The organism is Streptomyces sp. HUAS 31, assembly GCF_028198125.1.
Lineage (GTDB): Bacteria > Actinomycetota > Actinomycetes > Streptomycetales > Streptomycetaceae > Streptomyces > Streptomyces chartreusis.
In genome coordinates, this window is sequence record NZ_CP116353.1 from 9,712,914 (window position 1) to 9,726,306 (window position 13,393).

The 13,393-nt window shown below is 68.2% G+C and carries 9 protein-coding genes and 2 pseudogenes; 5 read left to right on the forward strand and 6 right to left on the reverse strand.

Annotated features, from left to right (window positions below; genetic code table 11):
- The first annotated feature begins 91 nt into the window (after window positions 1-91).
- The 3 genes and pseudogenes from PGH47_RS42145 to PGH47_RS42155 all read left to right on the forward strand — a co-directional run.
- Complete coding sequence (locus PGH47_RS42145; protein WP_271667911.1) at window positions 92-835, forward strand: alpha/beta fold hydrolase; 744 nt, start codon at window positions 92-94, stop codon at window positions 833-835.
- A 76-nt stretch (window positions 836-911) separates the two neighbouring features.
- Window positions 912-2,336: an NAD(P)/FAD-dependent oxidoreductase gene (locus tag PGH47_RS42150; protein WP_271667912.1), complete on the forward strand. Its 1,425-nt coding sequence runs from the start codon at window positions 912-914 to the stop codon at window positions 2,334-2,336.
- Window positions 2,337-2,502: 166 nt separating this feature from the next.
- Window positions 2,503-3,135, forward strand: a pseudogene (locus tag PGH47_RS42155) (trimeric intracellular cation channel family protein); the annotation flags it as partial.
- A gap of 1,733 nt (window positions 3,136-4,868) precedes the next feature.
- Here the strand turns inward: PGH47_RS42155 and PGH47_RS42160 are convergent.
- From PGH47_RS42160 to PGH47_RS42170, 3 genes and pseudogenes are all read right to left on the reverse strand, one after another.
- Window positions 4,869-5,247 (reverse strand): annotated as a pseudogene (locus PGH47_RS42160) (PPOX class F420-dependent oxidoreductase); the annotation flags it as partial.
- 94 nt (window positions 5,248-5,341) lie between these two features.
- Window positions 5,342-6,691 (reverse strand): aldehyde dehydrogenase family protein, encoded by a 1,350-nt coding sequence (locus tag PGH47_RS42165; protein WP_271668291.1) that lies wholly within the window; start codon window positions 6,689-6,691, stop codon window positions 5,342-5,344.
- A gap of 108 nt (window positions 6,692-6,799) precedes the next feature.
- Entirely contained in the window at window positions 6,800-8,347 is a 1,548-nt protein-coding gene (locus PGH47_RS42170) for an MFS transporter (protein WP_376058301.1), read from the reverse strand.
- Window positions 8,348-8,514: 167 nt separating this feature from the next.
- On the opposite strand from PGH47_RS42170, the gene PGH47_RS42175 reads away from it, so the two are divergent.
- Complete coding sequence (locus PGH47_RS42175) at window positions 8,515-8,931, forward strand: MarR family winged helix-turn-helix transcriptional regulator (RefSeq protein ID WP_271667914.1); 417 nt, start codon at window positions 8,515-8,517, stop codon at window positions 8,929-8,931.
- 255 nt (window positions 8,932-9,186) lie between these two features.
- Here PGH47_RS42175 and PGH47_RS42180 read toward each other — a convergent pair whose 3' ends face one another.
- Window positions 9,187-9,570 carry a DUF4345 family protein gene (locus PGH47_RS42180; protein WP_333938226.1) on the reverse strand — a complete coding sequence of 128 codons (384 nt, stop codon included), beginning with the start codon at window positions 9,568-9,570 and terminating at the stop codon, window positions 9,187-9,189.
- 182 nt (window positions 9,571-9,752) lie between these two features.
- Window positions 9,753-11,240 (reverse strand): long-chain-fatty-acid--CoA ligase, encoded by a 1,488-nt coding sequence (locus PGH47_RS42185; protein WP_271667915.1) that lies wholly within the window; start codon window positions 11,238-11,240, stop codon window positions 9,753-9,755.
- Between the two features lie 149 nt (window positions 11,241-11,389).
- On the opposite strand from PGH47_RS42185, the gene PGH47_RS42190 reads away from it, so the two are divergent.
- Window positions 11,390-12,574, forward strand: a complete 1,185-nt coding sequence (locus PGH47_RS42190) for a PucR family transcriptional regulator (protein ID WP_443048604.1) — start codon at window positions 11,390-11,392, stop codon at window positions 12,572-12,574.
- Window positions 12,575-12,927: 353 nt separating this feature from the next.
- Here the strand turns inward: PGH47_RS42190 and PGH47_RS42195 are convergent, their stop codons facing one another.
- A complete protein-coding gene (locus PGH47_RS42195) occupies window positions 12,928-13,260 on the reverse strand; it encodes a putative quinol monooxygenase (RefSeq protein WP_271667916.1) in 333 nt (110 codons plus the stop codon).
- Window positions 13,261-13,393 lie beyond the last annotated feature (133 nt).

A 13,393-nucleotide genomic window follows, 5' to 3' on the forward strand; every position in this document is an offset into this window, starting at 1 on the left:
GTTGAGGTCATGGAGAGCACCCCATGAGCTGCGTACACGAGCCTCACGAGAGCCAGATATCGAAGCTGACCATTCATACTTCGGGAAAATAATGACCGCTGTTTTCGTTCACGGAGTACCCGAGACCGGGCGCCTTTGGGACTCACTCCGGCGCCACCTCCAAGTTGATTCTCTCGCCCTGAACCTGCCAGGCTTTTCGACGCCCCGGCCAGCCGGGTTCGGCGCGACGATGGATGACTACGTCCGCTGGCTGTCAGGCGAGTTGAGGGGCATCTCGGGACCTGTCGACCTGGTTGGGCACGACTGGGGCGCACTTCTTGTGGCACGCGTCGCCATGCTGGACTCTGTGACGCTGCGCAGCTGGGCGATGGACGTCGCGTCCATTCTTCACCCCGACTATGTCTGGCACGATCAGGCCCAACTGTGGCAGACCTCGGGGGCAGGAGAACAGTGGGCGCAGACCATGCGGGGGAATACGACCGTCGCCACCGCCGCGCTTACGGCCGCGGGTGTTCCCGCTGAGGATGCCTCAGGCATGGGTGCACAATTCGACGCCACTATGGCTGGCTGCATCCTGGACCTTTACCGCTCCGCGACGCCCAACCCACACGCTCATTGGGGTGGAGACCTGACTCGAACAGCAGCCCCTGGCTTAGTGATCCAGCCTCTGAGCGACCCCTACGACGACCAGATCAACTCCCAGAAGGTTGCCGAGCGTCTCGGAGCGCATGTGGAATGCCTGCCGGCCCAAAGTCACTGGTGGATGCTGAGCGCTCCCGAAGAGGGTGCCGCTGCCTTGCTGCGGTTCTGGAAGACCGTGGGCATGGACTCGTGAGTACCTCTCGGCGCCCAGCAGCGCCGATCCAGCTCTGGCGTGGTTCTACCGCCAGACTTCATCGGACACAGAAGGGATGAACGCAGCCGTGTCTGACGTATTGATCCTGGGCAGCGGCCCGGCAGGGTTGATGACTGCAATCTTGCTAGCGGCAGAAGGCAGGCAGGTCACCCTCGTCGACCGCGATCCACCGCCCCCCAAGGGCAAGGGAGACGACCTGTATGCGGGTTGGAAGCGCCTCGGCGTGCGTCAGTTCTCACAGGCGCACCTCCTATTGCCAGGAGGATTCCGCCTACTGGCCAAGGAGTCTCCCGAGTCGGTGGACCGCATGCTCGATCTGGGCGCCGTCAGCCACAACATCATCGCAGGAGCATGGCATGTCGGGGCGATAGACGGCCCGCGCGTGGATGACGGCCGGTTCGAGACAGTGGCCGTACGGCGTCCTGTACTTGAGGCCTCTTTGCTTGCCGTGGCGGAGGAGCACCCCGGAATTACCGTGCGACGTGGCCTCCGGGTCAACCGGCTGAAGACGGAGGAGCCCCGCGCAGGCCACTGCCGGCGTGTCAGAGGGGTAGCTTGTGAGGGGGGCGAGGAGATCAACGCCGAATTGGTCGTTGATGCCTCCGGCCGGGGCGCGAGCGGGGCAGCAATGCTCAGGGATGTGGGACTCGCACCGTACGAGCAGCGGGCGGAGGCGGGTTTCCGCTACTACACGCGGTTCTTCCGTTCCGAATACTTGGCCTCCCGACTGCCGCCATGGGCGGGGTTTCAGCACGACAGCGTCAGCATCCTTGTCCTGCCGGGTGACTCCGGAACCTGGTCGGTGACGTTCGTGACGTCCGACCGCGATCAGGAGCTCCGGGGTCTGAGCAACCGCGATGCCTGGCACCGAGCGATACAGCTCTACCCAACCGAAGCACATTGGGCTGAAGGGAAGCCCGTCACGGATGTGATCGCCACCGGTGGTCTACGCAGCGCGCACCGTTGCCTCGTCGTAGCCGGAGAGCCTGTGGTCACCGGGATCGTGGCGGTGGGAGACGCATGGGCCTCCACCAACCCGTTCTTCGGTGCTGGCATGACCACGGCGTTCCGGCATGCCGCATTGCTCCGGGACACAATGCGCCTTGTTGACACGAGGGACGCCTTGGCATTTTCGATGACGTTCGCTGCCGCGACAGAGCGTCACCTGATGCCACTCTGGCATGGTTTTAACGACTGGGACCGGCACCGCCTGGCCGAGGTGGATCACGAGATGACGGGTCGGCGCTATGCGACGGACGATCCCTTCTGGCGGAAGCGCGTAGCACTCGAAGCGGCACGCGCGAAAGACCCCGATGTCCTGCGCGCCGCCGCCGACATCAGCGGCCTCCTCGGGGGGCCGGAGGTGTTGGCAAGGCCCGGTCTCAAAGAGCGGATAGCCGCATTGAGCGCCGGGGCTTCTCGATATCACTATCCCGGCCCCTTGCGCCGCGAGTTGCTTGCCGCAGTCACCGCCGAATGACACTTCGACTAAGAGCGCAGAATGAATGTAGCCATTGCAGGTACCACAACGTGGAAATAATGGTCGGGCGTATGCCGATACCCCGCGTCCTCTTCGCCGGAGCAGTTCGAGACGTCGCGGCTTTCAACGGTTCGCACTCTTACCAGCCTTCAGGGGGACCTGGCCTATGCCGGTCGAGGAACTAAGCGGTGCTGTCCAGTACGTAATGGATCTCATAGGTATCTTCGCCTTCGCTCTCTCAGGGGCGTTCCTCGCGGTACGCAAGGACTTCGATATCTTCGGGACGGTCATCCTCAGTGAGGCGGCGGGCCTTGGCGGCGGTCTTTTCCGTGACCTAGTGCTCGGGATCACCCCGGTCGCTTTCACTGACCTCGGCTATTTCTTCACGCCCTGCGTCGCTGCGCTGATCGTTTACTTTGGCTACCGGCTCCGCCATGACGAAAAAGTGTACGAGGGCAAGCCATTCGACATCTCCGACGCGGCGGCGCTGGGACTCTTCAGCGTCACCGGCACGATCAAGGCGCTCTCCCACGGCCTCAATAGTCCCGCCGCCGTTACGCTCGGCAGCGCCAGCGCCGTCGGTGGTGGCGTCCTCGCCTATCTCCTCGCTCTCGAACAGCCGACGCTGCTCCGCTGGAACCGTGATCTGTACGCACTGCCTGCGTTCGTCGGCGCGACCTCGGTCGCGATGCTGTACAACTCGGCGCTGCTGAACGTTGGTACCGCCATTGGTGCCTCACTGTTCGCCTTCGTGCTGCGACTCCTTGCGCTGCGTTACAGCTGGCGAACCCCGCGTTCGCAGTTCTGGCGCAATCCGTTCGCAGGCATGCGGCAACACCCGCCACCGGCGAATCAGGCCCCGGACCTCGCGCCGTCCATGCAAGCCGACACGGCCACATTGCCTTCCGTCAATATTGGCAGGAGCACGCCGCCCCCCTCGGCAGCCGACACAGTCACACTGCGGCGCATCGATATGGGGCCGCCATCCCGACGCGGTGACGGCGTCCAGCCAACGACTCCAACGCCAGGCCCCGACCGAGACCCTCGGCTCCTTCTCCACCGGCCGGCGCGACGAGACCACAATGGTCAAGACCATGCCTCACCGGGCCGGTAGTCCGGGCAAGACACGCCTGACCCGTCATCATGCGCCAACTCGTAAGCTTGGCTCCGCTGGGGATCTCGTGAAGGAAAGCCCACGGTGCGGGTGCTTTCGCGGAAGGTGGTGTACTGGGTCCGGGCAGGGCCGACACTTACTCTTGGCCAACCTGGCCACGATCAGCGGGGCTGCCGTGGGTGAGGAGGGCGGGTCACGGCCGTGCTCCAACCCTGGCTGACCTGGCCCTGCGGGCAGGTGAACTGCTGACGGTCGTAGTCGATGTGGAATTCGTCCCCGGCGAAGCCCTCGTTCTGGCGTTGCTGGCGTGTGGGGTTGCTTGTTCCGGGTGATGCAGGTGATGTAGGCAACGTCGACCAAGTGCTCGGCGGTCAGGAGCCCGCGGCGTGACAGGCGGGTGTGGATGCCGGGCAAGACCCGGCTGTCTTGGGTGTTGGCCGTGGTGGTGGCCACGTCCGTGATGACGCGAGGGCCGTCAGGAGCGCAGGTCTCGGTCGGATGAGCGGCGAACCCCCATCCAGCTGATGATGTGTCCGTGCCGTGCGTAGCGGGCCGCGGCTGACAGGCTGAGGTCTCCCGCAGGGTCGTTGCGAGGATGTCGGACACGTACTGGGGCGCGGCGGCCACCTCGTCGCTGAGCAGGCCGTGTGCGGCGGCGGTCTCCAGGACGGTGGAGTTGCTGACCAGCGCGTCTAGGCGCGGCCAGAGGTCCTCCGCCGGGGTCTCGTCCCTTGGCACGTACTTCTCGGCGCGGCGGTCGTCTTCATCGGCCAGGAGGCGGAGCTCCGCGAAGGGGTCGGCGTCCAGCAGAGTCCAGGACGCCAGACGCACGTCCTCGGCGGGCGGGCCAGGCGCAGGGGCGTCGGTTTCCCCGGGCCGGGACGGAAGCGAGGATCCGCCGCTGTGGAGACGGGCTCCGTGCTCATCGCCCCAGAAACACCGCACGAGCTTCACGTCGCGGTTCGGTTTCGCCAGATGGCCGGAGACCAGATCGCACAGTGATGCATAGCCGTCTTCGCGGACACCTGTGCCAGGCACCAGGACAACACGCGTCATGCAACCCCCCGTTGCCGTCCTCTGCGGCCAGTGTCGTAGAGCCGCACTGATTTACGGACCCCGTTGAACAGATCGGACGGCGGATGTTCCAGGGGGCTTGAGCCCGGCCCGGCAGTGCCTTCTCGCTCTGCCTTCCTTGAAGCCACCGGGCGTGTCGGGCCGCCTGTCACCGTTGAGGGGGACGGCTCATGGACCGATACGACAGGGATGAGGGCAACGGACCGTCCGTGCGGCACGCAGCAGTGACACCGGGCCTCCCGCCGGGGCGGAAATCCGGTCCCTCGCCGGAGCCTGCACCGCTGCCTGGTACCCGTCCCCTGACCTGGATGCTTCCTGCACGCCCCAGCATGTCCATGGTGCGGAGTGAGCCGTATGCGGATGCCCAGCGTACGGTTCGCTCCCCGCAGCCAGCTGTCGAGGATCATGAGGCGGCCGACGATGCCGTATTTGCGGGCGATGAGTGAGCGGTAGCTGGCGCCGGTGGCCGCGTCGGTGATCTCGGCGGTGGCCGGGACCGGGGTCGCCCGTTGGGCCGCCGCGCAGGTCGCGGGGGCCGACGAGGATGTCGCCGCGGCCCCGGATCCGCTTGACCTTCCAGGAGTCGGCCGGGGTCCGTACGCCCAGAGTGTCTCCGTCGCGTACCACCCACACCGGGGTGGAGACCGGGGTGCCGGTCTTGCGGTAGCTGGTGATCAGCATGTACTTGCAGGCGCCGAGCTGTTCCAACAGCGTGTCGTTCACGGCGCGTTTCTGCTCCTTGCTGTTGAGGGTCGTCGGCCACCGGGGGCGTAGCGACGTCACTTCGTGTATGGGAGGGCCTTCTTCGATGGAGGTTTCAGCTCAGCGGCACGTCGAGGACGGCCTTGCGGTGGCTGAACGTCTCGATGGAGTAGCGGCCGTGGTAGTTGCCCATGCCGCTCTCGCCGACGCCGCCGAAGGGAAGTGTCGGCACGGCGAGGTGGTGCATCGGCAGGCCGAAGTTGAGGCCGCCGGAGGAGGTCTCGGCGGCGAGGCGGCGCTTGGTGGTGTCGTTCTCGGTGAAGGCGTAAAGGGCGAGGGGCTTGTCGCGGTCGTTGATGAACGTGATGGCCTCGTCCAGGTCCGCGACGGGCAGGATCGGCAGGATGGGTCCGAAGATCTCTTCCCGCATCACGGGTTCGTCTGGCCGGACGTCGGCCAGCACGGTCGGTGCGATGTAGGTGTCCGCCCGGTCGGTCTGCCCGCCGGTGACCGTGCGACCGGAGCCCAGCAGTGCGGACAGCCGGTCGAAGTGCCGCTCGTTGACGATCCGCCCGTAGGCGTCGGAGCTCTGCGGGTCCTCGCCGAACAGCCCTTCGATCGCGACGGCCAGGGCCGACTGGAGTTTGGCCGCGGTGTCCGGGTCGGTCAGGACGTAGTCGGGGGCGACGCAGGTCTGTCCGGCGTTGGCGAACTTCGTCTGCGCCAGGCGCTGTGCGACCGTGGTGACGTCGGCGTCCCGGTCCACGAACACCGGTGACTTGCCGCCGAGTTCAAGGGCGACGGGGGTGAGGTTCCTCGCGGCGGCGGCCATCACGATGCGGCCGACGGTGCCGTTGCCCGTGTAGAAGATGTGGTCGAAATGCTGCTCCAGCAGCACCGTGGTCTCCGGAGCGCCGCCCTCGACGACCGCGGTCGCGTCGGTGTCGAGATACGCGGGCAGCAGCTCGGCCAGCAATGCCGAGGTGTGGGCGGCGTACTCGGCGGGCTTGATGACGACCGCGTTCCCGGCGGCGAGCGCGCCGGCGACGGGCACCAGCAGCAGATTGATCGGGTAGTTCCACGCGGAGATGACGAGGGCGAGACCCAGGGGGTCGAACTGGGTGCGGGCGCTGCTGCCCGGGACGCCGGGCACCGTCACGGGGGCGGGCTGCGGAGCGGTCCACTCCTCCAGGTGCTCCAGGTAGTCGTCGATCTCGACGATCGTGGTGCCGATCTCCATGGCATCGACCTCGGCGCGGTTCTTGCGCAGGTCGGCGTAGAGGGCGTCGGCTATCGCCGCGCGGTTGTCGGTGAGCAGGTCGCGCAGGCGGATCAGCTGCTGTCGGCGCCATGCCAGGGGCTTGGTGCGGCCGGCGCGGAAGGTCGCGCGCAGCCGGTCGACCAGCGCCGAGGCTTCGGCGGCGGTGAAGGTGTCATCGAGGGTGAAGGCTGCCTTGGTGTCAATCACAGTCCTGTCCTGCCTTGTTCGGATCGGAGGGGAAGCCGTTCAGCACCCGAAGAGAGTCAGTCGGCCTCCAAGGGAAGGAGCGTCGCGGCCGTGCCGGTGGTGCGGTCAGGACGTGGCGACAGTGGCGGCCGTGCGCTCGGGAGTGGTCTCTCCGTCGCTCGACTGGACGGGCCTGGGTTCGTCGTCGCTCGACGCGACGGGCGTTCCGATGACGGACGACGGGGACCTGCGGCGGATCGCAAGGCCGACCATGGCCACACCGATCACCAGCAGGAAGGCCATACCGGCGAGGGCGAAGCTCAGGGTGTACTGGCTCTCGGCGGGCAGCGCGGGGACCCCGGCGGGCAGGTTGTCGAGCGTCTTGGAGGCGAGCAGCGAGGTGACGACCGCGCTGCCGATCGCACTGCCGGTGGAGCGGGAGATGGAGTTGATGCCGTTGGCGATGCCGGTCTGGTGGTGGGGAACACCGGCGACGATCAGGGCGGGCATCGCGGCGTAGCCGAAGCTGATGGCGACGCCGACGACCATGCCGGCCAGGATCACCGACGCGGTGGTGTCGTGGGCGAGGGTGAGCCAGGCGAATCCGACGACGCCGAAGGCGGCACCGGCGGCCAGGGTGAGACGGGCACCGATGCGGCGCACCAGCACGCCTCCGAACTGCGCGGCGACCAGCGAGATGAGGGCGGAGGGCAGCAGGTAGACCACGGACGCGCGCAGGACGGAGGCACCGAAGCCGTAGCCGGCGATCTCGGAAGGCGTCTGGACGAGGTAGGAGACGCCGATGAACTGCGCGAACATCGCGAATCCGACGAGCAGTCCGGCGATGTTGGTGAACAGCACCGGCCGGTGGACGAACATCTTCATGTCGACCAGGGGGTCGCGGACCCTGCGTTCGACAACGACCCAGAGGGCCGCCGTGACGACGGCGCCGGCGAACAGAGCGAGCGTGCGGACCGAGGTCCAGCCCCAGGTGTGCCCCTGCGAGATGGGCAGCAGGATCAGCACGAGCAGCAGGGCGAGGCCTGCGGCACCCAGCCAGTCGGTGCGCCCGCCCGTCCTGGTGCGCGGTGCGGGGACGACGACCGCGACCGCGATCAGGGCGGCGACGGCGAGCGCGGCGGCCAGCCAGAAGACCTGGTGATAGTCGGGGTCGGCGCCGGTGGTGAGCAGGCCGGCGCTCACCAGGGCTAGGCCGCTGCCGAACCCGAGGGTCCCGCTGACCAGGGCCATGGCGCCGGGCAGTCGTGCGGGAGCGACCTCCTGGCGCAGCACGGACAGCGCGAGCGGGAAGATCGCGGTGGCGGCGCCCTGCATCACGCGGGCCACGATGAGCCACAGCATCGAACTCGTGGTCGCGGCGAGCACCGATCCGGCGACCATCACCACCAGCACCCCGAGCAGCGTCGGCTTTGTGCCGCGCTGGTCGCCGAGGCGGCCCAGCAGCGGCGTGAAGACCGCGGCGGACAGCAGGGTGGCGGTGGTGACCCAGCTGACCTGGGCCGTGGTGGCGCCGAGGTCGTTCTGGATGATGCCGAGGATCGGGATGACCAGGGTCTGCATCATCGACACGACCATGGCGGCGAGGCCCAGCACCAGGACGAGGCTGAGGCTGCCGGTGCGGCGTTCCGGCGCGGCGGCGAGGGAGGACGTCACGGTCTTCTTTCCGGTGGAAGGTTGTGGTTGCCCGAAGGGCGAAGCATTCGAAGATTGGTCGAGGTACCAAACCATTGAGGTACTCGATGCTTGAGGACATCAAACAATGGGAAGCCGGTAGATGTCAAAAGTTGAGGTGGTCAAGCTTTACGCGATACCCTCGACGCATGCCAGCCATCCCGTCCAAGGAGCAGCTCATGGAGCTGCTCGCTCATTCGGTCAGTACGCACTACGCCGACTTCACGGCCGCGGCCGCCGACTTGGGCCTCACCTCCAGTCAGGCGAAGACCCTCTCCGTGCTGCGCCGCGCGCCCGCCTCGATGCGCTCGCTCGCGACCACCCTCGCCTGTGACGCGTCGAACATGACGGGGATCATCGACCGGCTCGAAAAGCGTGACCTGGTCCACCGCGAGGTCAGCGCCACCGACCGCCGCGTCAAGAACGTCGCCCTCACCGAGACGGGTCAGAAGGCCATCGACACGATCCGTCAGCAGATGGAGCAGACGCAGACCGGCCTGGACAAGCTGTCCGACGAAGAGCGCGCCGAGCTCCTCCGCCTGCTCACGGTCGTGTTTCCGCGCTGATGCGCGCGGGTGCGGGTGCCGTACGTCGAAGGGCCGGCCGGTGGCTGAAGCGGAAAGACCTGTGCGCCGACTGGATCGCGTTCCTGGGGTGGCGGGGGCGAGGGCGGTTCTCGGGCAGCGTCTGAAGCGTCCTCGTCGGCCCCGTGTACGAACGCGCGCTTGAAGGAGAATTCGGCGCCCCTGAGTTCGCCCTCCAGGTCTGCGAACTCACCTCAGGCGCCTCCGGTACTGCATCACCCGCGCCCGGGATCGCTCTCAGGCGGCTGCCGCCCCTCGTCTGGATCTGGCCCTGAGCGCGGCGGAGTGGCCCCACACGATGACGACCGGGAGGGCGAACTCCAGCAGGGTGGAGGCGAGGAATACGCCCGCCGGGCTGGGCAAGCCGTCCCGGGCGAGGGAGACCAGCCGCCCGATACCACCGAGGAAGATCGGGACGGCCAGGAAGTAGACGAGCACTCCCTGCCATCGGATTGCCGCCACCCAGGCGAACAGGGGAGCCCAGCCTACGTAGACGCCCGCCAGGAAGCCGTGCGCGTTGTCCGCCTCCGCCGTGTCCGCCGGGCCTCCCTGTGCCAGTTGCTGCCCGCCGTCTCCGAAAGTCCGCCAGCCCCACGCTGCGGGGCGGCCAGTCTGTGGGATCCCCCACTAACTCGCCGCAAAGTCTCACGATCCAGGGAAAGGCGAAGGCACCCGAACAGGCGGAACCGCTCTGTCCAGGTGCCTGGTGTCACCGTCCGTCGTCGGCCGGGGCAGCGTCGAGAGGCAGGGAACGCGTCGGCGTCGCCACTCGTCGGTCCCCGGCTGTGACGACCACGTCGACCTCACCCCGCCGGCGCGCTGATCTCCCTCTTGAGGATCTTGCCGCTGGGGCCGGTCGGCAGGGTGTCCACGAGCCACACCTCGCGCGGGTACTTGTACGCCGCCACCCGCTCCTTGACGAACAGTCGGAGCTCGTCGGGCGTGGCCGCGGCGCCCGGGCGAAGCACCACCGCGGCCGCGATCTCCTCGCCCAGATGTGCGTCGGCCACGCCCACCACCGCGGCCAGTGCGACGGCCGGGTGCTCGTGCAGCACCTCCTCGATCTCGCGCGGGTAGACGTTGTAGCCGCCGCGGATGATCATGTCCTTCTTGCGGTCGACGATGTACAGGTAGCCGTCCTCGTCCTGGCGTGCGAGGTCGCCGCTGCGCAGCCAGCCGTCCGGGATGGTGGCCGCCGTCTCCTCCGGACGGTTCCAGTACCCCTTCATCACGTTCGGCCCGCGAACGGTCAGTTCACCGATCTCGCCGGGAGCCACCTCCCGGCCCTTGTCGTCGAGAAGCCGCACTTCCACGTCCTTGATCGGGGTGCCGATGGAGCCGGCCTTGCGCGGCCGGTCGGGGTGATTGAAGGTGACCACCGGACTCGTCTCGGACATGCCGAAGCCCTCCAGCACCACGCAGCCGAAGCGACTCTCGAAGCCGTGCAGGACCTCCACCGGCAGCGAGGCTCCGCCGGACACGCACATCCGCAGCGTGGACACATCGGCCTCGGACGGGTGCTGGAGCAGCGCCGCGTACATGGTCGGTACGCCCTCGAAGATCGTCGCCCGGTCGCGGGCGACGGCGTCCAGCACGGTCTGCGGGTCGAAGCGGGGTATCAGGGTGAGCGAGGCGCCGGCGCGGACGGTCACGCTCATCGTGCAGATCTGGCCGAAGATGTGGAACAGCGGCAGACAGCCCACGACCACGTCGTCCGCCGTCATCTGCTGCACATGCACCGTGTTGACCTCCGTGTTGTGCCGGAGCCCGGTGTGGGTGAGGGTGGCGCCCTTGGGCCGGCCGGTGGTACCAGAGGTGTACAGCAGTACGGCCACGTCCTCACCGTCCGGGTCGCTCACCTCCGACAGCGGCTCGTGACCCGCCAGCAGGCCCGCGAAGGCGACGGGCTCGACAGCCATGTGCCGCACTCCGGCGGCGGCCGCGCCCTGCGCGCCCTCGCCCGGCGCCTGGTGCCACTCGAAGAGCATCCCCGCGCCCGAGTCGCGCAGGTGGTACTCGGTCTCCCGGGTCTTCAGCAGCGGATTCATCGGTACGACGACCCCTCCGGCGCGCAGCACGCCGTAGTACAGGACGACGAACTCGGGAACGTTGGGCAGCATCAAGGCGACCCGGTCTCCCGGTCGTACGCCCTCTGCCCGCAGCAGCGCGGCAGCGCGGGCGCTGCCCTCGTCGAGTTCCGCGTAGCTGGTGACCTGGCCTCCCAGCCGCAGCGCGGGGCGTTCAGGCTGCCGCCGTGCCGTCTCCACCAGGAACTGAGCCAGATTGGCCATGACCGCCTCCACGAATGTCACCGTCGAAATCCGCTGTTCACGCTGACGACATCGTGCAGATGTCCGTGGCGACGGCCTATATGGGCCAGGACAGCGTCCGGCCTCCTGGATTGTTCCTGGGGACAAAACAGGGGCGTTACGCTGCGTGAATGAACCTCTCAGGTGTGGTCTCGGCACTTCAGGCGAGGCTGCCGGAACTGGGCGAGCGGATGGCGCAGCGCATCCGCTCGGACGTCGACGCCTACAAGGACGAGTCGCTGATCCCGTTCGAGTCGCTGCGCCGCTCGTGCACCGCCAACGCGGACCTGCTCCTGGACCAGCTCGGCCGTGCGGGTGCGCGGGACCCGAGCCCGGCCCGGGAGACCGGACGACTGCGCGCCGAGCAGGGTGTGCCGCTGGCGGACACCCTGCACGCGTACCGGATCGGCTTCGAGCTCCTGTGGACGGACATCCTCGCCGAGGCACGCAACCGTCCCGAGGTCACCGACGCCCAACTGGTGTCCCAGTCCGCGGAGATCTGGGCCCTGTTCGGCCGCTACGCGGAGGCGGTGGCGGCGGCCTACCGGGAGACGACCGCCGAGCTGACCTCACGGCGTCAGGCACGCCGCTCGGCAATGGTGGAGGCGCTGTTCGCCGGCGTCATCGCCGACCGCACGCTGTGGGAGACCGCCCGCGAGCTGGGCCTGCCCGACCGCGGACCCTACCTGGTCGCCGCCGCGGCGGCCGACGCCCCCGGCGAGGAGCCGCTGGCGGGAACGGAAGCGGCACTGCGCCGGGCCCAGATCCCCTTCGCCTGGCGGCTGCTGCCCGACCAGCAGATCGGTCTGGCCGCCCTGCCCACGGCGACAGCGGAGCGCGCCTGTCTGAACATCCTGCGCCGGGCGGGCGCCCGCGTAGGTGTCAGCCCGTGCTTCGACTCGCTGCGAGACACCCCCCAGGCTCTACGCTTCGCCCGTCTGGCCCTGGCCGGCCTCCAGGGCGCAGGCCCCGGTGTCGCACGGTTCGACGACAACCCGCTGGCCATGGTCGTCGCCGCCGCCCCGGCCGAGGCGGCGCACCTCGTGGAGGTGGTCCTCCGGCCACTGCTCGATCTCCCGGCTGCGGAGCGTGCCCGTCTCCTGGACACCCTGGAGCACTGGTACGCCGCCGCAGGCTCCGCCACGGACGCAGCGCGGAGCCTCTTCGTCCACCCCAACACCGTCCGCTACCGGCTGCGCCGCGTCGAGGAGCTGACGGGCCGCTCCCTGTCCGATCCGCGAGCGGCGGCGGACATCGGCGCCGCGCTGCTGGCGGTCCGCCGGCCTGGCGCGTCATTCAATGACCTCATCCATTGAGCTCGACAACCACGTGGACCCTGAAGATCTCGGAGCCCGCTCCGCACCGTGCTCCGCGACTTCACCGGCAACGACGAGCCACTCGCCCCGATACGCCGGTGCGTGGACGACCAGTCCGACGTATGGGGCCCTGTCGGCTCCGCGGTTGGTACGGGCTGGTCAGTTCGTCGACGCCAGTGAGCTCGACGATGAGGGTGGCGATTACCCCGATCCGGCCGTGGACATGTGCGGTTCCGACGGCAACGTTCGGCGTCGCGCTGCCGTTCGGCATCGAGGCCGCGCTCGGTGGTCCTGCTGTGGCTGTGAGCGCACCGCTCGCTGATGCCCGGTGAGGGATGCGTCCGGACAGGGAACTACTCCTGTCCGGGGACCGCCATTTCTCCAAGGAGGGACCAGTCGTCCTGCGGAACGGTCATGTTCACGATGCGCGGCGTGCTGAGCAGATGAGGCGGCAGCGTCTGCTGCGCGGCCTTGAAGTGCGCGGACTGCACATGCGCGGCCCCGGCCTCTTCGTCGCGGAAGGCCTCGACCAAGACGTACTCCGTGGGCTCCTCCACGCTGCGCGACCAGTCGAACCACAGGCATCCGGGCTCGGCGCGCGTCGCCCGGGTGAACTCGGCGCTGATCTCGGGCCAGCGCTCGGCGTGCTCGGGGCGGACACGAAACTTGGCGGTGATGAAGATCATGGGATTCCTTCGCTGATGTCGGTTGCAGCGCCTTCGCCGCGTGGCGGGGCGGAGGGGGGAAGCGGTCGTGTCGCGTACGGCGGGGGCGGTGCGGGCTCATCCATGGGCGGGTGGGGCGTGGCGTGCGTTCCGG